The 20,930-nt window shown below is 51.4% G+C and carries 20 protein-coding genes; 17 read left to right on the top strand and 3 right to left on the bottom strand.

All coding sequences use genetic code 11. The features are described from left to right. Positions 1 to 23: 23 nt before the first annotated feature. The 3 genes from BD_RS13870 to BD_RS13860 are packed head-to-tail and all read left to right on the top strand — an operon-like array spanning position 24 to position 3,743. A complete protein-coding gene (locus tag BD_RS13870) occupies positions 24 to 1,124 on the top strand; it encodes a hypothetical protein (RefSeq protein WP_231839186.1) in 1,101 nt (366 codons plus the stop codon). Then, complete coding sequence (locus BD_RS13865; RefSeq protein ID WP_011165396.1) at positions 1,121 to 2,530, top strand: vWA domain-containing protein; 1,410 nt, start codon at positions 1,121 to 1,123, stop codon at positions 2,528 to 2,530. Before BD_RS13870 ends, BD_RS13865 begins: the two co-directional genes overlap by 4 nt. Continuing rightward, a complete protein-coding gene (locus BD_RS13860) occupies positions 2,520 to 3,743 on the top strand; it encodes a hypothetical protein (protein ID WP_011165395.1) in 1,224 nt (407 codons plus the stop codon). The genes BD_RS13865 and BD_RS13860 overlap by 11 nt, the downstream gene beginning before the upstream one ends. Here the strand turns inward: BD_RS13860 and BD_RS13855 are convergent. Further along, complete coding sequence (locus BD_RS13855) at positions 3,740 to 4,171, bottom strand: hypothetical protein (RefSeq protein ID WP_011165394.1); 432 nt, start codon at positions 4,169 to 4,171, stop codon at positions 3,740 to 3,742. The genes BD_RS13860 and BD_RS13855 overlap by 4 nt on opposite strands. A 156-nt stretch (positions 4,172 to 4,327) precedes the next feature. On the opposite strand from BD_RS13855, the gene BD_RS13850 reads away from it, so the two are divergent. Together BD_RS13850 and BD_RS13845 are read left to right on the top strand one after the other, a co-directional pair. Beyond that, positions 4,328 to 5,137 carry a motility protein A gene (locus BD_RS13850; protein ID WP_231839185.1) on the top strand — a complete coding sequence of 270 codons (810 nt, stop codon included), beginning with the start codon at positions 4,328 to 4,330 and terminating at the stop codon, positions 5,135 to 5,137. A gap of 2 nt (positions 5,138 to 5,139) precedes the next feature. Beyond that, positions 5,140 to 6,099: an OmpA/MotB family protein gene (locus tag BD_RS13845; RefSeq protein WP_011165392.1), complete on the top strand. Its 960-nt coding sequence runs from the start codon at positions 5,140 to 5,142 to the stop codon at positions 6,097 to 6,099. 43 nt (positions 6,100 to 6,142) lie between these two features. Here BD_RS13845 and BD_RS13840 read toward each other — a convergent pair whose 3' ends face one another. Further along, the gene (locus tag BD_RS13840; protein WP_144313786.1) at positions 6,143 to 6,667 is read right to left on the bottom strand and encodes a hypothetical protein; all 525 of its coding nucleotides are present in this window, start codon (positions 6,665 to 6,667) and stop codon (positions 6,143 to 6,145) included. Between the two features lie 168 nt (positions 6,668 to 6,835). Between BD_RS13840 and BD_RS13835 the strand changes: the two genes are divergently transcribed. Genes BD_RS13835 through BD_RS13820 form a run of 4 tightly spaced genes read left to right on the top strand, consistent with a single transcriptional unit; the run spans position 6,836 to position 11,026 of the window. Continuing rightward, positions 6,836 to 7,735 (top strand): tetratricopeptide repeat protein, encoded by a 900-nt coding sequence (locus BD_RS13835; protein ID WP_226988015.1) that lies wholly within the window; start codon positions 6,836 to 6,838, stop codon positions 7,733 to 7,735. Continuing rightward, complete coding sequence (locus tag BD_RS13830) at positions 7,735 to 8,319, top strand: hypothetical protein (protein ID WP_011165389.1); 585 nt, start codon at positions 7,735 to 7,737, stop codon at positions 8,317 to 8,319. The genes BD_RS13835 and BD_RS13830 overlap by 1 nt, the downstream gene beginning before the upstream one ends. After that, positions 8,319 to 9,296: a hypothetical protein gene (locus BD_RS13825; protein ID WP_011165388.1), complete on the top strand. Its 978-nt coding sequence runs from the start codon at positions 8,319 to 8,321 to the stop codon at positions 9,294 to 9,296. The genes BD_RS13830 and BD_RS13825 overlap by 1 nt, the downstream gene beginning before the upstream one ends. Next, complete coding sequence (locus tag BD_RS13820; protein WP_011165387.1) at positions 9,293 to 11,026, top strand: FliG C-terminal domain-containing protein; 1,734 nt, start codon at positions 9,293 to 9,295, stop codon at positions 11,024 to 11,026. Before BD_RS13825 ends, BD_RS13820 begins: the two co-directional genes overlap by 4 nt. On the opposite strand, the gene BD_RS13815 is transcribed toward BD_RS13820, so the two are convergent. Then, positions 11,023 to 12,774: a SpoIIE family protein phosphatase gene (locus BD_RS13815; protein ID WP_011165386.1), complete on the bottom strand. Its 1,752-nt coding sequence runs from the start codon at positions 12,772 to 12,774 to the stop codon at positions 11,023 to 11,025. The two genes, BD_RS13820 and BD_RS13815, sit on opposite strands and share 4 nt — an antisense overlap. A 240-nt stretch (positions 12,775 to 13,014) precedes the next feature. Here BD_RS13815 and BD_RS13810 point away from each other — a divergent pair, with 240 nt between their 5' ends. From BD_RS13810 to purN, 8 genes are all read left to right on the top strand, one after another. Beyond that, positions 13,015 to 13,695 carry a L,D-transpeptidase gene (locus BD_RS13810; protein ID WP_011165385.1) on the top strand — a complete coding sequence of 227 codons (681 nt, stop codon included), beginning with the start codon at positions 13,015 to 13,017 and terminating at the stop codon, positions 13,693 to 13,695. Between the two features lie 78 nt (positions 13,696 to 13,773). Further along, the gene (locus BD_RS13805) at positions 13,774 to 14,136 is read left to right on the top strand and encodes a hypothetical protein (RefSeq protein WP_011165384.1); all 363 of its coding nucleotides are present in this window, start codon (positions 13,774 to 13,776) and stop codon (positions 14,134 to 14,136) included. A 3-nt stretch (positions 14,137 to 14,139) separates the two neighbouring features. Beyond that, entirely contained in the window at positions 14,140 to 15,600 is a 1,461-nt protein-coding gene (locus BD_RS13800; protein WP_011165383.1) for a hypothetical protein, read from the top strand. A gap of 306 nt (positions 15,601 to 15,906) precedes the next feature. Beyond that, complete coding sequence (gene purF, locus BD_RS13795) at positions 15,907 to 17,346, top strand: amidophosphoribosyltransferase (protein WP_011165382.1); 1,440 nt, start codon at positions 15,907 to 15,909, stop codon at positions 17,344 to 17,346. Beyond that, a complete protein-coding gene (locus tag BD_RS18430) occupies positions 17,343 to 18,056 on the top strand; it encodes an AIR carboxylase family protein (protein WP_011165381.1) in 714 nt (237 codons plus the stop codon). The genes purF and BD_RS18430 overlap by 4 nt, the downstream gene beginning before the upstream one ends. After that, positions 18,053 to 19,087: a phosphoribosylaminoimidazolesuccinocarboxamide synthase gene (locus BD_RS13785; RefSeq protein ID WP_011165380.1), complete on the top strand. Its 1,035-nt coding sequence runs from the start codon at positions 18,053 to 18,055 to the stop codon at positions 19,085 to 19,087. Before BD_RS18430 ends, BD_RS13785 begins: the two co-directional genes overlap by 4 nt. Next, entirely contained in the window at positions 19,084 to 20,322 is a 1,239-nt protein-coding gene (gene purD / locus BD_RS13780; protein WP_011165379.1) for a phosphoribosylamine--glycine ligase, read from the top strand. The genes BD_RS13785 and purD overlap by 4 nt, the downstream gene beginning before the upstream one ends. After that, on the top strand, positions 20,319 to 20,930 hold the full coding sequence (gene purN, locus BD_RS13775; RefSeq protein WP_011165378.1) for a phosphoribosylglycinamide formyltransferase: 612 nt from the start codon (positions 20,319 to 20,321) through the stop codon (positions 20,928 to 20,930). Before purD ends, purN begins: the two co-directional genes overlap by 4 nt.

Here is a 20,930-nt window from a genome sequence, read left to right as displayed (position 1 = left end):
TTGCCAGCATCATAAATCCGGATGTGATCCGGAAGAACTCAGTGCCCATCATCGGGGTTAATGATGATGTGGTGATCGTCGCATCAACACCGCTGGTTCGGGTCGGTGACCTGGTGGTTATTGCGCGCATCAAGGATGACGACATCGAGGTCATTTCCCGGGGCTCTGTTGAAAACATCCAGGATGGAAAGTTCCTGATTCTGCTGGACTCAAAAACCATCACCAAGTTCCCGAAAGTTCGTGACCGCGTGGTCAGTCTGGCGCGGCTTCAGGAAAAAAAGTACGATGAACCTGAAGTCCCGCCAATAGGCGGCCTCCAGCCGGACGAACCGGATCCTTACGAACAGGGTTATGTACAATTGGATTTCGGCCCTTATCAAGGGAAGATCGAAAGTGCCTCTCCCAACCAAGCCAACCAGTACAAAACCTTTGAACACAATTTCATGGACACTCATCTGATGTGGTACTTCGACTTCCTGTGGAGGATCGGTCTTGAATACCGCAGTTCCGGTGGCAGTGTGCCGGTGAAATCCTACAATCGCGAAGAAAAACAAACCACCTATCGCGAAAGCATGATTGCGATTCATTACCGTTTTCTGCCAATTTGGAAAGAGCTGCGTCCCACGCTGAAGCTTGTGACCAAGTCCACGGATTTCAAAACTGCCAATGACGATGAGTATGTTTTGAGCAGTGCGGGTTCTGGCATGGGGCTTGGTGCAAACTTCCACTATCTGTTTGGTCCAAATATCTTCAACTCAGAAAAGTCCTTCGACTGGAGCTTCAACCGTATTTACTTCGACCTGACCTATTTCCCGTCTTATTCGATGAAAGACAGCGGAGTCACCCGGGGAGACAGCTCTACAGGAACAGCGATGGAGCTTTCCCTTGGGGCGACAACCCTGGTGCACATGGGCTTTATTCCCTTCTTCAAGAGGTTCTCGGTGGATGTCAGCACGGGGATGAGCTCCAGTCAGGTGACTTTCTCCGGGGCGCCGACCAATGCACCGGATGGTTTTTATAGTATTCCTGAAGGCGGCACTTACAAAGAAAGCCAGAACTTCATTCGAATCATGATTGGTCTTCGCATGGAAGACTATGTCGGAAAGATGCTGAAACCACGATGAAAAAGCTGATTCTGCTGGTTCTGACTTTGTGTGCTTTTGCCTCCTCGGCCCAGGAAAAGGACGAACCTTCCGTGCCGCAGGGAATGACGCAGTTAAAAGCTGAGGATCTTCTTGATAAGATGGATTTTGATCCCTCCAAAATTCCCGCCAATGCCTCGGGCGAAGTGAAGGCCGAAGATCTGCCATCGACCGCCATTCCGCTGGTGGAATATGTCATCGACAGCTCCGGTTCCATGGGGCAGTTGATGGGGCCGAAGAAAACCAAAATCTATGTTCTAAAAAAACTGCTGGCCCGCTATCTGATGTCCCAGTGGACCGAAAAGACCAGCAGTGGTCTGCGGGTGATTGGATCCCGTCGCAAGAAAGACTGCAAGGACAACTATCTGGCAATCGAACCCGCACAAAGCAAACTGGGTGCGATTGAAGGGATTGTGAAAGGCTTTGAGCCGGTGGGGATGACTCCGATAGGACAGGCCTTGAAGGACGCCTATAAAGATGTTGAGCATTACAAGGGCCCGAAGCGGGTGGTTCTTTTCACCGACGGAGAGGAAACCTGCGGTCAGGATCCTTGTAAAATCGCGGCTGAACTCAGCGGAAAAGACGTCGATCTAAAATTCTTTGTCGTGGCTTTTGGTTTACAGAACCAGCCGGATGTTCTGGATAAGCTGGCCTGTATTGGTGACATGTCCCAGGCTGATGATGAAGAAAAGCTGGAAGAGCTGTTCCAGGACTTGGACAAGCAGCTGAATCCGGGGAAGAATCTGTTCGTCAGCAGTCCTCAGCCCAACGCGACGGTGTTTTTATTCCGGGCCGACTCTCCGAATGAAATCTATCGCAAGTTTCATGCGTCCCAGGGGATTGAGGTTCCGCCGGGAAAATATCTGGCGATCGTGAACTTGAAACCCAAATACAAGTTTTCAGAGTTCGTGATCCCTCCGAAAAAGAAGGTGACGCTGAAGGTGGGTGGTCAGGGTTTCTTTCAGGCGAACTTTGTTGAAAAGCTGATGAAGATTGAGCTGCTGGACACAAATCGTAAGGTGGTGAAGCGATTCACCAGTGATGTGCGTGTTCCACTGCCAACGGGGAAGTGGGCTATCCGCCTTTACCGCGATCCGTTCTTTGAAAAGACTCTGGAAAACTACCTGATTGTTCCCAATGCTGAATACACTTATGATGTGCAGGAAGCCGGGGCTTTGGTGGTGGAAGATGCCAAAGTGCGGGGCATTTATGTCTATGACGGACGATTTGCCCTTCTGGGAAATCATCTGACGAATGTGCCGCTGGTTCTGGGTAAGGGCGTCTATGAAGTCCGGGTGGATGAAAAGTGCGTCTTTAAGGATGTGATCATGGGATCCAACAGTGGACTTGTGAAGCTGGATTGCAGCAAGGTGAAAAATGACCAATAAAAAAGCCATTCCGTTTTTTATTAAAGTCCCCGTGATCCTGGCAGTGGTTATTGCCCTGGGGCTGGTGCTGGCGATGATCTTTGAAAACAGCAAGCCACGCCCCAAGCTTCCGGAATGCACGACCATGAAGTCCGGGCGTTTTGAACAGACCTCGATGCTGGCAGCGATGGATCGTTTTGCTGACGGCGACTATCGTGCGTTGACCTTGAATGCCAAGGGCGACACCTGGATTGTGAATAAATTGGGTTTTACTCAGGACTTCACTCCGTATTTAGAACCCAAGTCGACAATTGCCAACGCTATTTATCCGTTTGAAGAATCCAGATATTCCCTTGCTGCGACTTTCGGCAATATGGCCTTTGTGCGCACTGATAGCGGGCGCACGCTGCCAATCCGAATGGAGGGCGACAGCGCAATAATGCTGAACCAACTGGGGGTCTGTGGCCACAACTGGAAGTCTGATGTGATCTTCAGACGCCTGAATCAGAGTACCTTTGTTTCCTTGGAAGCTAACGGACGCCTGGGGTTCTACAATAGCCAGGCCTGGCAGAGTGTGATTCCGCGCGAAGTCCCAAGATCCCCGGACACCCTGATGGGAGTCGAATCCGGTAATATGCTCAGTGTGCTGAAGTGCGGGCAGGAATATTCCAATGGCAAAGCCCGTGTGCGTATCGAGCCCGGATTGCTGGCGTATTCCAGCGGTGAAGGCAAAGACTTTGCGGTCTATAAGGTCGCTCCGGATCGTTTGAGTCTTGAAACGCAAAGGCTATCAGTGGACGCCGGCACCAATCCTTTTTCGGACTTTGTAGTGGCACCTTATGAGCAGATCGGTTTTAAAACCAGCGGTTGGCTGGAGCGCGATGAAAAGTGGGCTTTCTATCCTTTGACTCATTTGCAAGGAGCGCCGGCGGCTTTGGCCGTTGAAACCGGGGAGCCTTTGGATTATCGCGAAGAGTACAAAGTCTATGGCGAGCAGGAGCCTCGCGCAGTCTGGTACGCAGAACGAAAAAGACCTTATAATATTTTGAAAGAATACGGACTGACCGTGGCCGCCCCGGCAGGGGAAGCAAAGAAGTTTACTGTGACTGACAAGGTGGCGGTGAAGGCGATGTCGGAGCGGGGATTGTGGACGGTGCTTCCAGGGGGAAGACACCTGTTTGTGGAAAACAGCAAGAGCGGGGTGGAATACGCGCTCTTGCAGTGTCCTCTCTAGATGAAATCCATATTGGCTTGATAACTTTCCCGGTGGACGTTTTTGGAAACGGCCACTTCCGGAGTGCGCTCTTGAGTTTCCCAGTACGCCGCCTGGGGGCTGACTTTCGGAGCAGGAACCCCCTGAATCACTTTTTGTGCAAGATAGGTCAGTTGTGTCTTGGCGACATGCAGTTCATGGCGCATGGTCTTTTCGGATTCCAGAGATTTGTTCCATAGTACATAAATGCCCTGAACCTCAGCACGCGCGTTTTGCAGATCGCGCTCCGCCTGCGCCAGACGTTGGCCCAGAAGGTCTTTGTCGCTGTTGGCTTTATCCAGTGCGGATTGCAATTTTGTATTCTTCTGCATCTTGAAGTACTCCAAACTGATCAGAAGTCCCTCGATCGCAAAGATCACAAGACATGCACCAATAATAAGGCTCGTCATTCCACTCTCCCTGTTCCCTTCATTATATAGAATTGCGGAACAGGTAATTTAGTCTCAACTGCGGAACACCCCCAAATCTAAGCCTTGGTACAGTTTCGAGTCTCACTCAGGCCTCCGAAACGATGCTTGGACAATTGTATATATTCCGGAGGAACTATGAATATAGCGGGGCTTTTAGGTATTTTGGCTGCAGTCAGTATTGCAGTATTTTCAATCCTCGATGCGGCAAAGAATCCGAAGGTGTTCGCCGATGTGCACGGGATCGTGCTTGTAATCGGTGGTACTTTGACCGTGGCTCTGTTGAGCTTCAACTTCAAGAGTCTTTGGACAGCCCTGAAGATCGTCACCCGCAAAATGCTGGGTCGTGAAAGAGTCGACTATCTGGGCACCATTGGAACTATCGTGGAAATCTCGGAAGCCTATCGCCGTGACCCAAAATCCGTTCCTGCGTTGATGAAGCCAGAGACTCATCCGTTCATCAAAGACGGTGTGAAGTTGTTGGTGGAATATGGTTTTAACTACGATGAGCTGGCAGACGTTCTGACAAATGCCCTGCGTGGTAAAAAGAAGCGCGATGATGAAGAAATCAAAGTTTGGCATACGATGTCCCGCTTCCCGCCGGCATTCGGTCTTTTGGGTGCGACACTGGGGATGATTTCCCTGTTGCAAACACTGGGTGAGCCGGGTGCGCAGGATCGTATCGGTCCCGCGATGGCAACCGCGCTGGTGGCGACATTCTATGGTCTGGTTGTGGCCAATCTGATTTTGATCCCGATTTCCGAAAAGCTGCAGACGGTTTCCAAAGCCGACGTGACCTTGCGTGAAATCATCAAAGAAGGAATTCTTCTGGTTCACGAAAAGAAGCACCCTTTGTTTATCAAGGAATATCTGAAGTCTTTCCTGTCTCCTGCTCAGCGCGAGGATGACGGTGCTCTGAAAGTGGATACAGCGAAGAAGGCGGCGTAAATATGGGAGAGCGTAATAAACGCAGCAGAGTGCATTTGGAGGAGCATGAGCATGAAATGGCTCATGACGAATCCAACTGGCTTGTCAGTTACGCCGACATGATGACGCTTCTCTTCGGATTCTTCGTTCTTATGTATTCGATGTCCCGCTTTGACAATACAAAGTTCGATCTGGTTCGTAAGGAAGTGGCAAAGTACTTCGGTGGTAACATCAAGGAAGTCAGTGCGGCATTGCTGGCTGAACAAAAAATCATGAACATCCTTAAAGGCTCCGGCGACCTGAATGGCGTGGAGATCATCAAGGACGGCAATAACACCCTGCTGTTGAAATTCGACGGCGAAGTGTTGTTTGACTCCGGAGCGGTGGAAGTGAAAGAGACGGCCAAGCCGAATCTGCGCCGGGTGGTCAGTGCTTTACGCTCAATAGAGGGCGTGAACAAGATTGCGGTGGAAGGTCACACCGACAGCGACGCGATTCAAAGCGGTCTGGTGAAGTCCAACTGGGAGTTGTCTTCTTTGCGGGCAAGCTCGGTGGTTCGTTATTTTGAAGAAAGTGGGGTCGACTCCAAGCTGCTTTCAGCAGCCGGTTTCGGATCCAGTCATCCTCTGGCGCCGGAAGTGGACAAGGCAGGGGTGTCAATCCCGGCCAACAAGGTCCTGAACCGCCGTGTGGTGGTGGCGGTGACACTGGACGATGCCGAAGCGGCCTACAAGCTTCAGCAAAAACAGTTCTCCAAGCAGCTGACCAAGGAAGAGATCGAACATCAGCAGCGTGAAGCCAGTCTGCAGGAAAAAATGAAGCAGGCCCAGGCAAGATACGATGAGGCTCAGAAGCGTCACAAAGAGCAGCAGGAGCAGCGTCGTAAACAGCAGCAGCTGGATAAATTGCAAAGAAAGATCCAGGATCTGGAAAACAAGGCTCAGAAGTATGAATCTGAGTTGAATCCTGCGGCGACTCAGTAGTTTGCCAAAAAAGAAAAGCGGCCTCAGGGCCGCTTTTTTTGTTTCAATAGTAGGAAGTAGTGAAGGAAATTCCCAGGCCCAGGCCGGAGTAGCTGAACTTTGTACTGCCGTCTCCGCCGCTGGCCTCGCGGGTGGAGATTTCCACGGCGATCAGCGCATTGGGACGAAGTGGGTATTCGTAACCCACGCCCAGCATGAATTCATATAAAAGCGCACTGAAAGAAAAACCGTCACCCGCATTCGGGGTGGATTCTTTTTTATTCAAGTTGAAATTCACCGGCGTGAAGCTGGCGAACGTAAAGAAGCCTGGTTTGGACTTCTGCACCAGCGTATCATCCGGCGTTGTTTCGTAAGAAGCCGGCAAACCCTTCAAATAGTAATATCCCGTCAGCCCAATACCGGAAATAGGGGTGAAACCGTAATTGCTTGAGAAATCCATAATATAATGGATTCCCATGCGGGAGTTGATGGAAGGAAAGTTCCATAGAACCATCGGCTGGAGCGTTAACATGGACCCCAAAGGCTCTTCGTTAACCTGTTCACCGGCGGATACAGTCGTACTGAACATGGACATCTTCGCGCGGATTACCGGCGCTTGAAATTCCGCATTCGCAAGATGGGGAACAGTTAGGAATAGGACTAAGGTTAGTAAGCTCTTCATAAAGTTGTTAATTTACGAGCTTACCGAGAAAATGTAGGAAGTCAACAGACCCCGAATCTAGGATGGATGGTGGTAATGAAAATCTTAACTGCAAGGCAACTTGGATTGTTGTCTGTAACTCTGGTGCCAGTGTTGCTTTCTGCATGCGCAGGAAAGTATTCAATCAAGTCCTATCCCAACGGCGCCAAGGTTTACATCAAGGACGTGCAAAGTCAGGAGAAGAAACTTCTGGGCATCGCTCCTCTTCAGGTGAAAGAGGAATCAAAGCTCGGTGATGTGTTCTTCCTGATCTTTGAAAAGCAGAACTATCGCACAAAAGAAGTCATGGTCAAAGTCAACGAAGGGGAAAGCCTTGCGGTGGCGACTCGTATGGATCCTTTGTCCGACGAGGAAAAGAAGGCGGAAGAGCTGGCTCAGAATGAGGATCAGAAAAAGAATGATCCACAAAAGCCAAAGCCGGAGGACAAGGACAAAAAGCCTGAAGACAAAAGAATGGAAGAGCTGCTGGCAGAAATGCAGGAGCTTAAACTTCGTGTCGCGCTTCTGGAAAACACGTCTTCATTCTATAAGGATGCTTTGTTTTCTCCGCGTCTTTCCGGAGGCATGCCCTCTGCCGAACGTGATCGCACGGATCGGGTGGTGGGTTTTGTCTTCCAGGGCCAGCAGTTGATTGTAAAGGGCCAGTATGACAAAGCCCTTGTCGAAATCGACAAAGCGTTGCAACTGGATGAGTACTCGAACAATGCGTGGCTGTTGAAAGGCTCCATCAAGTACCTGCAGAAGGACTTTGAAGGCGCGAAAATCGCCTGGGAACGCTGTTTGAAAATCGATCCATACAACAAAGTGGCTTATCAGTATCTGTCCGACGTCTATCAGCGTCTGGGAATGGCTCCATTGCCAAAAACAGGGGCCGAAATGCGCTATCCGGCTTCCAACGTGGAAATCGAAAAGCGTAATGAAAACAGGGTTCGCTGATGAAGTTTCTTGGGGCGCTGATTTTTCTATTCTTGTACGTTCCGGCTCATGCGGCGCTGACATCTGATTGGGATGTCAGCATGGGCATGACTTCTTTGAAGTATCAGTTCCCCAGTGCTGGTGTTGACAAGTCCATCGAATCTTCCACCACGATGGAAGTGAACTATTCGATCAATAATCCGGCCTTGAACACAGCCCTGACTTTGTCCTTTATGGAGATGGCGGGCGGCGGAGGCAAGCAGCTGCCCTTTACGCGCATCGCGCTGGGTGGTCGTTACTATATGTTTGGTGTTAATGGCATGCGCGTTGTGGTCGACAGTTCTTCGGAAGCAAAAATCTGGCGTCCAACTCCGTTCATTGCCGCAAACCTGGGCTTGAGCAATCTGGCGGTGGATGACTTCAATGCTTCTTTGATCGATTTGACCATCCGGGGCGGCGTTGAAATTCCGGTGATGTCTGATTTGCTGCTGATCGGGCAGGTTTCCATGGGTTCCAGTCTGACGGCGCCGTCATCAGAAGATGAGAACGTCAAATATAGCTTTATGACCCTTTTTGCGGGTCTTCGTTTTGTGGGGTTTGACTGATGTCTGATAAAAACACAAACAAAAAACGTGTCATCGTGGGGGCCGTGCTGGTTGTTGGCGCGGCATTGGGCTATGCAGGCTATCTGCAAAGCCAAAAGCCACAGGCGCGCCAAGCGGGAATCCGTTCGGGTCAAGGGACCTGGGATGAACTTAAAAAGTCCCACTCTATGGCGGTGAACACCCATTTGTCCTCCAGGACGGGGCAGGCTTGGAAGCAACACGACTTCACAACGCTGATGGCATCGTTTGGGCCAGAGCGTACAATGAAAGAAAACAAAGAGTTTTTCCAGGCCAGTATCTATGTGCTGGATGTCTCCAACATCCAGTGGAAAGCGGAAGAAAAGAAGGACGTGCAGGCGCTGCAGTCCAAAATTGTCAACTTCCTGACTGAGGCCAACAAGGGTGTTGTCGGGGATGCGGCACAGGTCCACAGTTTTGCAGCAAAAACCTTGCTGCGTCTGGGGACTCCGGCTGCTGAAGATTTGAAAAAAATTGAGAGCTTCCACAAAACCAGCCGTGATGCTTTCCGCCGTGAAATTGTGGCGGATGTGCTGATTCAGACCGAGCCTCTCAGTAGTGAAGGCCGGGTTTTGCTGGGCAAAATGCTGCTTTCCAAAACCGAAGTGAATGAAGGCCTGCAGATGCTGGCCCGTGTGCGTGACGGCGAGGCTCGTAAGGAGCTTTTGAACCGTGTTTACAAAAATTATGCAAATTATCCAAAGGCGATGAAGCCGTTTGTGTACAAGCAACTGGTACTGAATCATTCCCTGATTCAGGGCGACCTGAAAAAGCATCTGGCGGAGGCCGCCAAGAGCAAGGATGAAGTCTGGGAAGACAGCTTCCTCGTGGCTGTTCAGGAGCTGAATGTGGTGAGTGAGTTCACCGCAGATATCCAAAGGATCGAAAAGCAGTCTCAGTATCCGCACCTTAAAATGCTGGCAGGTGCCATTCTCGCGAAAGATAAAGGGATCAAATGATGAAACGTTTTTCTGCACTTCTTCTGTCGTTGATGTTTTCTCAGGTGTCCTTCGCCCAGTACATAGAAGAGATCGGATCTCTTGAAACAGTGTACGAAGCCCGTGCGCGCAGTGTTCTGAACACGATTTTGCGTCCCACGGACTACACTCTGGTCGTGGCCATCGAAATGGACCGTGATGAAAAGAAGCTGAAAGAGTTCCATGACGAAATGGACGTTCAGTATCTGCCGGGCATGCCTTTGATGGGCGATGCTCCCACTTTGGGTAAAGCCACCAATAAACTTCACGAGATGAAGTCCAAAACCGATATTTCTGTGGTTTTGTCCCGTAATGTGAATCCCGAGACAGAAAAGATCATTAAAGAGCTTTTGACTTCCAAATTGCATCTGGATGCGACCGCGGGTGATTCTGTCACGGTCAAACGCATTGAGCTTCCGGCAGATCCGCCAAAGGCCGAGCCCAAGCCGGATATTCTGCCTGAGCTGACCTGGAAAATGTGGACTCTGATCGTGATCATGTCATTGCTGGCTTTGTCCGGCCTGATGTTCTGGGCGTGGAGACGCGGTCGTGCACAGGATCCGCGCAAGGAACTGAAAGAAAACCACGAATACAAACACACTGAAAAAGACCAGGATGGCGAAGAGAAGCCGGAAGAGGTTGTGGCAGCAGCAACAGAACCAGCCGCTGCCGCTGTGGTGGAGCCGCAGTTCAATATGGACGCCGTGAAACAGCACATTCTGGCGATTGCGGCTCAATACCCGCAACTGGCATCTCGTGCAGTGACAGAGTTCACCTTGAATGAATCCGCTGGCGATGCTTCGTTGTTGATGGAGTTCCTGGGTTGGGACACTTCCAAACGCGTGTTCACAGATGTGCCGGCGATGGCCTGGGCTCGTCTGGGGAAAGCGGTGAAAGAGCGCGAAGGCAACACCACGAAATCTGAGTCTGAAACTGCGGTTCGCAATGTTTATAAGGCGATTCTGGCGGCTTATGTTGAGCACGAGATGTCCTCTGATGAAACAAATCCATTCTCATTCGTGCTGAAAATGCGTGAAGAAGAACGTCAGCAGATTCTGGACAAGGAAACCCCAGCCAATATCGCGGTCCTTTGCCTGCATTCCCCGGCGGAGGTGACTGCAGGGATCGTTGGTTCTTTGGATGCTGAAAAGCGTGTGAAGGTTCTGGCTGAAATTTCCCGCGTGGAAAAGCTGCCGCACAATGTGGTGCAGGCCGTGATTTCGTCCTTCAATCAAAAGCTGACTGAGATGCGCATGCGTCCGGAACCAAAAGTTGAAGGAGCGTCTGTTCTGGCAAAAGTCATCCGTGGCATGTCTCCGGAAGAAGAGATGGATCTTTTGGCTTTGTTTGCCAATGACAATCCGGAAGAGCTGGAGCGTCTGCGTCGTGTGATTCTGACCTTCGACGATCTGAAGCTGGTACCGTCTGACATTCTGTCCGAAGTTCTGAACAGCTACGAAGTGGACTCCCTGTATGCGGCTTTGTTCAAAACTCATTCGGCCTTCTACAACCGCATCCTGGCGACATTGCCTGAAAGAAAAGCGATGATCGTTGAAAGAGACCTGACCGACATGGTCGCCATCCCGCAAAGAAAGAAAACTGCGGAAGTGCGCCGGGATATCTGTCAGCAGGTTGAAAAGGTGATGTACAGCCGCTCTCTCAGAGTTGGTGATCTGGTGGACGGCACCGTCCGTGCCGTTCGTTCTGTCTAAGTCTGTTTGATATACAGCCCGAGGAATGTGATGTCGTCGGGCTGTTCTTGATTTTCGATATACTCCACAATCTGTTTTTGCATGATATCGTGAAGGCTCTTTGATGAACCGCGGTTGGTACAATCCACAGCGGTCTTAATCACAGCGCGTTCGCCATAGGCTGTGCCGGTTCCGTTGACCGCATCAATCAGTCCGTCCGTGTAAGCAAAGAACACCCCGCCAGGCATCAGCGGTACGGTGGCAGTGTGGAACTGCGATTCGCGGCTTTCACCAAGGCGTTTGGAGTTGGCATCAGTCAAAAACACCAGATCGTTCTTTTTGATCTTTTTGCCTTCAGGGGGCAGGGGGCTGATCATCGGGAAGTCATGACTGGCATTGGAGTAAGTCAATGTGCCGGCCTCCCGGTCATAAAGGGCGGCAAAGGCCGTCATCATCTTTTCGCCTTTGGCCAGATCACACAGAACCTGATTCATCATGCTCAGAACTTTCGAAGGGTCCCACATGTTTTCAGCCATGGATAAAGACAAGACCGAGCGGGCGGCGGCGGTGATCAGCGCCGCGGGAACTCCGTGGCCGGTGGCATCAGCAATAAATACGAACAGTCGTTTGTCGTCATTGAAGTGGAACCAAAGGTCGCCTCCGCACTCAGACGCTGGCTGGTAAAAGCCCTTCAGGGTGAAGTGATCGGTGTCGACTTTGGGTTTTGGCAGTAAAACGGTCTGGACTTCCTTGGCGGTTTCCAGTTCGGCCTCCATTCGGGCCTTTTCTTCGGTCTGGCGTAGCAGGCCTTGGATTTTTTCAAGCATCGAATTGAAGACCTTGGCCATGCGGCCCACTTCATCGTTGGTTTTCAATTGGATAGGCTTGGATTGGCCGGTCGAGGCGAACAACGACATGCCTCCGGCCAGAGCTGAAATACTCTGGGTCAGGGAATCCACGCTGAAGAAGGTTGCGATCAGTCCCAGCACGATTATCAGGGCGGACGCCAGCAGGGTTTTATTCATTGTCTGTTGCAGAACCGAATAGATTTGGCCTTTGTCGAAGACCTGGAACATATAAGCCTGCAGCTGCGGGATCCATGTATAGGAAACCAGATAGTCATTTCCATTAAGTTGGATTTCGCGCACGCTGCTGCCCTGGCCCGTCAGCTGAGCTGTAATGGGTCCGTGGGCTTCAGAGACATTGGCAAGGCCCACCGGTACTTTCCATTGTTTTTTCTGTGGATGCCAGAAGCCCAGCGTGTTTTTTTGATTGGCGTCTTTCAAGCCTTCAAAAGTCAGCTGACCGTAAATCAGCAGATCCCCTTTGCGGTAGTACACGATCATGTTCTCGGGTCTGTCCAGATTGACGTCCGTTTGCACTTTGCCTTCAGGCATCTTCTGCAGATATTGCAGCTGGGCAGCCGGCAGACTTGGGGATTCACTCAAAGCATCCAGGAATGTGGCATTGCCTTCAATGGTGCGATAGATCTGGATATTGCCCCAGCCTTGTTGCTGAGCGGCTGTTTTGATCTGTGGACTGAAGACGGATCCGTCAAAAAAGAGCAGGGCTGTCTGCAGTCTTTCCATAACTTTGTTAGAGCCCCCGTTGATAACTTCCGTGGCATCCTGGATTCGCTCCAGGGCAGAGGAATAAAGATATGATCTCTTGTCATCCAGGAAAGAGGTGCGGTTGATCCAAAAGATCGTGGCCGACGACAGAAGCAGCAGCAAAGATGTAATAACCAGAAACTTAATCTTGATGGACATGGCTTCTCGTTATCGGCGGATGTTCCCTTGGGGTTAACAAGGAAGCTGCCACCGGGCAGGACCTTGGGCGGGCCTTCGTAACAAACAGTGCTCCGTTGTATTGCGCTGCTGAACACTGTGAATGGCAAAGATACTGCCACAATGGCTGGCGATTGAAAGTGCTGTGTCAGAAAGCTCCGTTTCCCGCCGGGAGTTTTCACCCGGTTCTGAGGTAACATAAGTGGAAAACCGGGAGGTCTCATGAAATCCTTCATTCTTTCATTTGTGTTGGTTCTGTCTGTGAATGCAATGGCTGAACCAGAGCCGCTGGATGACCTGATGACCCCGGATGAGATCGCTGCCGAGGCGGGATTTCCGCGCACAGAAATGAACACCGATGTTCTGAGCCTGCGGGATTTTGACTCCATCGAGTCTCTGAATGTGACTAGGGAGTTTCCGATAGTTCTGGTCGCCAATAAAAACGCCTATGGTTATGAGGCGCAGACGATGCGGGTGATTCAGAATGGATCTCACACTCACACCTGGAAAATTTCAACGGGGAGGGAGCAATGGGAGACTTCCAAAAGCGGGCGGCAATACTTCACCACGACGCCCCCGGGATGGTTCTATCCTTATTCGATTGTGCGCAATCACTACTCTCAAACTTGGCAAACCAATATGGAATTCAGTGTCTTCTTTAACGGCGGAATTGCCCTGCATGCCGCAAATTCCGCGCACAATTACCAACTGGGCCGCCGCGCTTCCGGCGGATGTGTCCGCCTGCATCGCGATAATGCAAAATATATCTACGAGCGGATCGTGCAGGAAGGAAAAGGTCTGGTTCCCGTTATTCGACCCAACGGATCGGTGGCCCGGGACTGGCGGGGCAATGTGATCCGGGCGGTGAAATACCGCACACTGATTGTCGTTGAGGGCTATTAAACAGAAAAGCTTCCGGTTCAAGGGCTTTCTTGACCATCGTCGGGTGCAAACCGGGGGCTTCCCTAATAAACTGAGACAATGAGATATTTCCTGCTCGTTTTCTTTATGTCCGCTTCCTGTTTCGCGAACGAAGTCATTCTGGATCGCACCAATAAATCGGGCATCCGCAAGATTGATATCCTGAAAAAGGACAAAGGCATTTACACCTTTGACGGCAAGTCTTTGGGGAAAACACTTCCCCCCAAGGTGGCAGCGGCCTGGAAGCAGGTTGAAAGAGGCCCCGCTTCTGCTGGCAAGCAGCGCTGCCATGCCGGCACGTATATCTATATTAATAAGGTCTCAAATAAAGAAACCCGTAAAGAGGGTTGTGCTGAAGGCGCCGACTATGGCCGCTTTGTTCAGTACATTGAAGACATCCGCACTCATGCACAAGGAAAGTAAATTATGAAGTTCATGGGGTTCGTTGCGATTGTTCTTGCCGCTGTGTCTGTTCAGGCGCAGGAGTCTGTCAGTCCCGCCATGCGTGAGACCATCAACAAGATCTCGCAAATGCGCGAGACCTTGAAAGTGTCCGCGGATCGCAGTGGTGCCTGCGAAACGCCGCAGTCGCCATCATGCACGTTCGAAGGTTACTGTGGTCAGCTGGCGGGTAAAGCCCAGGATTTTTATCTTTACCAGGACAGCGAAGGCCGTCAGGTTCCCAATATGGCCATGGTTGGCAATCTGAGTTTTGCCGAGCATTGTGCCAAGGGCACCTTCCCGCAAAGCGCCGTGAAGGATCCTTTCGTCTATGCCAACCAGTTTATGGATGAAAAAGCCGCCGGGGGCAAAGAGCAGCTTCAGCGCAACAAAGAACGCCTGAAAAAAGAAACGGCCCGTACTTTGAAGATTGTCGAAGACGCCCGTAATCATGTTGTCAAAGCCCTGGAAGCGCAGAAGAACTCTGGCAATGCAAAACAGATCGACAACATGATCGCCCGGGTGAAGGCGATCAAGTATCGTGCTGCCAAAACCGACGGGCGCTACATGGAACTGGTGGCTGACGGGTGCGAGTCTCCAAATGCCTATTATTCTTCTGAAACCAACACGATCACAGTGTGCCCCCAGATGATGAATCTTCCGGATGCGGCTTTGTTTTCAACGCTGGCCCACGAGTTTGGTCATGGCATTGATCCTTGTGCAATGGAAATGGATTTCAGCGCTGAAGGTGCAAAGCTGCCGGAATTTATGAGTCTTGTTGTGAAAGCCAACCAACCCACGGTCAACGCGGCGGTGCGGGGCGCGCAGAATCCATTTAAGAACGTGATCAGCTGTTTGCAGTCACCACAGTCCCTTGAGGTGAGCATCCCCACCAAAGAGGCTTTGCTTCGTGAAATCAATGAATACGAGGACGCCCTTAAAGAAGAAATGGGGGGCGGTCAGATTGATGAAGAAACCGGCGAGCCGAAGGCGACCGATGCCACCGATGCCCGCTTTGAGGACTCCCGTCAGAACATTGAAAAGAACTACGATCGCTACAAATATTGCTCCGAGATTTCAGGCTCGGGCCATATTCAGGAAGCCTTTTCCGACTGGATTTCTGCTCAGGCACTGACATCGAAAGTTTCCGGAATTCAGGACGCATCGAAAGCCCGCGAGTTCGCCTTTGCATCGCAGACCATGTTCTTTGGGCTTGCATGTGAAAACGTAAAAGAAGCGGTCGACAGAAAAATGGATCAGTTCGTGGAGTCCTGTCCCCAGCTGGAAGAAATCCGCGCCTACATGGAGGACATGAAGCATTCCGATGGGCATTCCAGCCATCCGGAGGCAAATCTTCGAATCAACAGGATTTATTACGCCAAACCTGAACTTCAAAAAGCCCTGGGCTGCCAGGGCGGCAACGATGCCCAGGATTGTAAGCCCTGATTTTGGCAAGATGTGTTGAATTGTCAGGATTCTGTCAGGGGTCTTGACGGAACTCTGTCACGGTCGCTAGCGTTGGTTGCATTCCACCCAATCAGCGTAAAGAGAGACCATGACACATCAAGTGTTTTTGAGACATTCTTCGCCACCTAGGCCCCCATCGAAGGGACCCTCTTCGGGAGAGAAATCCCGTTTGCACACCCTCCGTGTGTCCGTACACCCGAACTGCCAGCAAAAAAAATCAAATATCAATATTAAAGAAAACGGCGTCCCAGTGACGCCGTTTTTGTTTTTTAAAGGGGTCATTCCATGTGTGGCGTTGTAGGACTCATTGGTGAAGATCAGGCCGGCGAAAAACTGTATCCGGCTCTCTTCGCACTTCAGCACCGTGGGCAGGATGCGGCGGGGATTCTGAGTTATGACTTTGAACGTTCGCAGTTTCATCTGGAAAAGGATCTTGGCCTGGTGGAGGACGTCTTCACCACCGAACGCCGCAAGCGCCTGAAGGGCACCATGGCCCTGGGGCACACACGTTATTCCACCATTGGCAGTGTCGATAAAGAGGACCTGCAGCCGATCTTCTTAAGTTATCCCTATGGCATCGGCATGATCCATAACGGCAACGTCACGAACTATGATGAAATCGTGGATTATCTGCGCAACCGAAAACTAAGATGGACCTTTTCGCGCAACGATCTGGAAATCCTGATGCACATGGTGGCGGTGGGGCTTTCTTCACGCAAAGACAACCCGGATCTTCCCGCCAGTCTGGCGGAAGCGGTGAAAGAGCTTTTGCAAACAGTTCAAGGCGCCTACAGCTCCATTGGGATGCTGGCTGATCAGGGCATGTTCGCCTTCAGCGATATGAATGGCATTCGGCCTTTGCTGATCGGTCGCCAGAAAAAGGGCGATAAGTACAATTACTGTTTTGCCTCTGAAAAGCAGGTCTTTTTCGGACTGGGATATGAATACTGGCGCGATCTGCGCCCGGGGGAGCTGGTTTTCGTCGACAAGGATCGCAATCTGCATTCTTTCGTCTTAAGTGAAAAGAAACCGCGCCCGTGCATGTTTGAATGGATTTACTTTGCCGGTTCTGAAACCGAATGGCACGGCCGCCCGGTTTATGAAGTGCGGCTGAAGCTGGGTGAAATCCTGGCTGAAGAGTGCCGCAAAAAAGGCCTGGATATAGATGTTGTGGCCCCGGTGCCCGACACCTCGCGGGCCGCAGCCTGCCGCCTGGCGGAAGTGCTGGAAAAACCTTACCGCGAAGTTCTGATTAAAAACCGCTATGTGCAAAGAAGCTTTATCGTCAATGAACCCGAAGTTCGCAAGATGATGGTGAATCTGAAGCTTTCACCGGTGCAAAGTGAGATCAAAGGTAAAAAAATTCTGCTGGTGGATGACAGTATTGTGCGCGGGACCACTTCCGCGCGCATCATTCGGTTGTTGCGTGATGCCGGGGCGGAGAAGGTCTATCTGGCCAGCACCTGTCCGCCGATCCGTCATCCTTGTTTCTATGGCATTGATTTCCCGGATGGGGAATCACTGGTGGCGCACAAACGCAGTGAAAGTGAAGTGGAAAAGATTCTGGAGGTGGACGGCTTGGTGTTCCTGCCTCTGAATCGACTGCAAGAAGGCCTGGGCCTGAAGAATCTTTGCAGTGCTTGTCTTGATGGTGATTATCCCGTTCCGGTCTCAACTGAAAACTTTTTGAAGACCCGGAACATCAATTTAGGTGGTGAACTATGAAAATTCAGGTTCTTTTTGGCAGTGCGAATGATGAACGTGTGTACGGTCCGTTGTGCCGTTCCCTTGAAAAATGCGGTGACGTGAAAATGGAAGTGGCTTCCGCCCACCGTGATCCCGCCCGAGTCCACGAGATTGTAAAAACCTGCGGTGCGGATGCTTTTGTCGCCGGCGCAGGCTTGGCTGCCCATCTTCCAGGTGTCGTGGCGTCTTTAACAGACAAGCCGGTCTTCGGCGTGGCGGTGAATGGGGCCTTTGCTGGCCTTGATGCCTTCTTGTCGATTGTTCAGATGCCGCGCGGAATTCCCGTGGCAGCCGTGACAGAAGAAAATGCCAACACCATCGGAGACTTCATCGTTCGCCTGGCGAAAGTTCCAAAAGACCGCCTGTGTCTGCACTGGAATCGCTGCCTGGAAAGTTATTCACCTATTCAAAAAGCCCTGGATGAAATTCAGACTCAAACCGGTTTGCAGATCGAATGGACGGCGGCTCAGGCCGAAAACTGTCTGGGCGAAATCGTCAGTCCTTGGGAGCTTCCGCACACGCAAGGGTTGAATCTGTTCCTGTGTGAAAAAGAACAGCTGGCCAGCTCCAACCTGGCGTTGGACTTTTATGCCAAGGCCCGCCACGGCGGATTCTGGGTGGGGGCCAACAACGTGGCCAATTTTGTGAATCAATGGAACAAACTGAAAGTTTTAGGAGCAAGCCGATGAATCTGATCTATCGCGGTTCCGTAAAGGACCTTTATCAGAACAACGACAAAATTGTTTTTGAATACAGCAATCGCTATTCCATTTTCGACTGGGGAGAAATGCCCGACGAAATTCCACACAAAGGCGAAGCTCTGGCGGCAATGGCCTCGATGTTCTTTGAACATCTTTCGGCCAGAGGTTTTTCTTCGCACTATCTGTCCGGTCGTTCCCGCACCTCCATTGAAGTGCAACCGGTGAAGGTGCTGCGCCCGGAATGGAAGGGTGAAGCCTATGACTATTCCATGTATGCGTCTCGCCCGACCCAGTGTCTGGTGCCCCTGGAAGTGATCTTCCGCCGTCATCTGGGCCAGGGGAATTCTTTGGAAGGGCGTTTGAAAAAGAATCCTGCGTATCTTGCGGATCTGGAGCTGAGCAAGATGCCAACTTCGGCTGACAGCTTTATGCCAGCCCTGGTGGAGGTTTCAACGAAACTTGAAACCACAGATCGCTATCTGTCCAAGGCCGACGTCGCCGCCATGAATGTAGTGAACGACGCCGAATACGCAGCCTTGCGCAAAAACACGCAGGACGTGGCGGCCGAGCTGGAAAAACTTTTTGCAAGCTTCGGAGTCAAATTGTGGGACGGAAAGCTGGAGTTTGCCTTTACCCATGAAAACAACGGTCAACGCGGACTGGTGCTGGTGGATTCCATCGGACCGGATGAGTTGCGTCTGACTTATGAAGGCCTGCCTCTTTCAAAAGAATTCCTGCGCCAGATCTACGCGGGATCCGAATGGAGCGAAGCTGTTAAAAAAGCCAAAGACCTGGCCAAAGAAAGAAAAACTGAAGCTTGGAAGTCGATCTGTGAAAACGAACTGGGTCAGAGGCCCGCAGCGTTGAATGCAGAACAGATTCAGGTCAGTTCATGGCTGTATCTGGCTTTGGCTAACGAGATCGCCACTGTCCTTAACAAACCACGTCCTTTTGACGAAAACATCAACTTGAAATTCTGGCACCAAAAGGCTTTGTCTTTGCTGGAGAAGAAACCATGAAACTGGTCGTCGTCGGAAAAGGCGGGCGCGAGCACGCCTTGGCGCAAAAACTGAAAAGTTCACCTCTGGTCACAGACCTGTGGGTGGCACCGGGGAACCCCGGAATGCAGCAGGCGGGCTTTTCTTGCGTGAACTGTGAAAGCGCGGAAGCCATTGAAAAGTTCTGCATCGATAACGGTGTTTCACTGGTTGTTGTGGGACCCGAGGCTTTGATTCTGTCCGACTTAAAGCTGCGCCTGCAAAAGCACGGTATTGCCTGCTTTGCCCCCTCTATGGAAGTGGCGCAGTTGGAATCTTCAAAGCTCTTCTGCAAAGGGGTGCTGAAAGACGCGGGCGTCAGAACCGCCGCTTGTCAGGTCAGCTACTCGGAAGACCAGGCTCTGCTGGCGGTGGGGAAGCATGACTTCAAAAGTCCCCTGGTGGTCAAGGCCGATGGTCTGGCCCAAGGCAAGGGCGTGTGGGTTTGCAACACCTGGGACATGGCTGAAGAAGCTGTGCGCACGCTGGGACGTCATTTTGGTTTTCCATTGTTGTTGGAAGAATGTCTGATTGGAAAAGAACTTTCCGCCTTTGCGTTGTGTGATGGCGAGGACTTTGTAATCCTGGGCACGGCTTGTGACTATAAGCGCGTGTCGTCGGATCCCTTCAGCGCCAACACTGGCGGCATGGGTGCCTACAGCCCCTGTGACTTCGTGAACGAAGCGGATGAAGCTGAGATCCGCAGTATTTTCTCAAAAACTCTGAAAACCCTGCGCGACAAGCGTCTGCCCTATCAGGGCTTTTTGTTTGCGGGTTTGATGAAAACAAACGAAGGCATTTACGTTCTGGAATATAACGTGCGCATGGGCGACCCTGAAACGCAGGCGCTGCTGCCTCGTCTGAAAACAGATCTTGCCGGTCTGATCATGAAGGCCGTAACCCATCAATTGAAAAACGAAGTGTGTGAACTGGCCTCCGAGTCGTCCGTTCACGTCGTGGCAACCAGCGAGGGGTATCCGGGGTCTCCGATGAAATTGGGAAATCCCATCACGGCCAAGGTTCTTTCCGCTCCGGATCGTCATCTGTATTTTGCCGGAGTCAGCCGCATCAACGACCAACTGGTCAATGTCGGCGGACGGGTGCTGGGAATCACCGCTCTGGGCTCCACCCGGGAAGAGGCTCGGGAAAAGGTCTATCAAGAAATGCAGGCCGTGAATTTTGACGGCATGTATCTGCGACAGGATATCGGGCTATGAATAAAATCAGGATTGCAATCTTGGCCTCGGGAACCGGCTCCAATGCCGAAGCTCTGATGAAAAAGGCGCAGTCCCTGAATTCTGTCGAAGTCACCTTTGTCCTTTCAGACAAAGTCGGGGCGGGTGTTTTGGAAAAGGCTCTAAATCTTTCTGTGCGCCATTTTGTAGTGACAAAACAAAGCGACCGCCGCGAACACGAGCAGCGCGTGTTAAACCTGCTGCGTGAATACCGCATCGACTGGGTCTTTCTGGCAGGTTACATGCGTCTGCTAAGTCTAGAGTTTCTTCAGACCTTCAATGGCTGGCATGGTGGGAATTCACAAGTGGTGAATATTCATCCATCACTGCTGCCGGCGTACCCTGGGGTTGATTCCATCCGTCGCGCTTTTGAAGACGGTGTGGAGGAAAGTGGCGTGACCCTGCATCTGGTGGACGAGGGCATGGACACGGGCCCGCAACTGATGCAGTCGCGATTGCCTTTGGAAGCTGGCGAGAGCCTGGCCGACTGGTCCGTGCGTTTTCATAAGCTGGAACATCAAACTTACACTCAATTTCTGGAACTTGTGGCTTTGGGGCAGATCCCCACAAGCCCTTTTGAGGAGACTTAA

The organism is Bdellovibrio bacteriovorus HD100 (assembly GCF_000196175.1).
GTDB lineage: Bacteria > Bdellovibrionota > Bdellovibrionia > Bdellovibrionales > Bdellovibrionaceae > Bdellovibrio > Bdellovibrio bacteriovorus.
Note: the sequence above shows the minus strand (reverse complement) of the source record. Positions and strands in the feature narration are given on the sequence as shown.

Coding starts and splice junctions, on each gene's coding strand:
- BD_RS13830 (WP_011165389.1), top strand. CDS start 7,735: ATGAAGTTTCTTGGGGCGCTGATTTTTCTATTCTTGTACGTTCCGGCT.
- BD_RS13840 (WP_144313786.1), bottom strand. CDS start 6,667: ATGTTCAGTACGACTGTATCCGCCGGTGAACAGGTTAACGAAGAGCCT.
- BD_RS13815 (WP_011165386.1), bottom strand. CDS start 12,774: ATGTCCATCAAGATTAAGTTTCTGGTTATTACATCTTTGCTGCTGCTT.
- BD_RS13805 (WP_011165384.1), top strand. CDS start 13,774: ATGAGATATTTCCTGCTCGTTTTCTTTATGTCCGCTTCCTGTTTCGCG.
- BD_RS13850 (WP_231839185.1), top strand. CDS start 4,328: ATGAATATAGCGGGGCTTTTAGGTATTTTGGCTGCAGTCAGTATTGCA.
- BD_RS13865 (WP_011165396.1), top strand. CDS start 1,121: ATGAAAAAGCTGATTCTGCTGGTTCTGACTTTGTGTGCTTTTGCCTCC.
- BD_RS13825 (WP_011165388.1), top strand. CDS start 8,319: ATGTCTGATAAAAACACAAACAAAAAACGTGTCATCGTGGGGGCCGTG.
- purF (WP_011165382.1), top strand. CDS start 15,907: ATGTGTGGCGTTGTAGGACTCATTGGTGAAGATCAGGCCGGCGAAAAA.
- BD_RS13810 (WP_011165385.1), top strand. CDS start 13,015: ATGAAATCCTTCATTCTTTCATTTGTGTTGGTTCTGTCTGTGAATGCA.
- BD_RS18430 (WP_011165381.1), top strand. CDS start 17,343: ATGAAAATTCAGGTTCTTTTTGGCAGTGCGAATGATGAACGTGTGTAC.
- BD_RS13785 (WP_011165380.1), top strand. CDS start 18,053: ATGAATCTGATCTATCGCGGTTCCGTAAAGGACCTTTATCAGAACAAC.
- BD_RS13845 (WP_011165392.1), top strand. CDS start 5,140: ATGGGAGAGCGTAATAAACGCAGCAGAGTGCATTTGGAGGAGCATGAG.
- purD (WP_011165379.1), top strand. CDS start 19,084: ATGAAACTGGTCGTCGTCGGAAAAGGCGGGCGCGAGCACGCCTTGGCG.
- BD_RS13820 (WP_011165387.1), top strand. CDS start 9,293: ATGATGAAACGTTTTTCTGCACTTCTTCTGTCGTTGATGTTTTCTCAG.
- BD_RS13800 (WP_011165383.1), top strand. CDS start 14,140: ATGAAGTTCATGGGGTTCGTTGCGATTGTTCTTGCCGCTGTGTCTGTT.
- purN (WP_011165378.1), top strand. CDS start 20,319: ATGAATAAAATCAGGATTGCAATCTTGGCCTCGGGAACCGGCTCCAAT.
- BD_RS13860 (WP_011165395.1), top strand. CDS start 2,520: ATGACCAATAAAAAAGCCATTCCGTTTTTTATTAAAGTCCCCGTGATC.
- BD_RS13855 (WP_011165394.1), bottom strand. CDS start 4,171: ATGACGAGCCTTATTATTGGTGCATGTCTTGTGATCTTTGCGATCGAG.
- BD_RS13835 (WP_226988015.1), top strand. CDS start 6,836: ATGAAAATCTTAACTGCAAGGCAACTTGGATTGTTGTCTGTAACTCTG.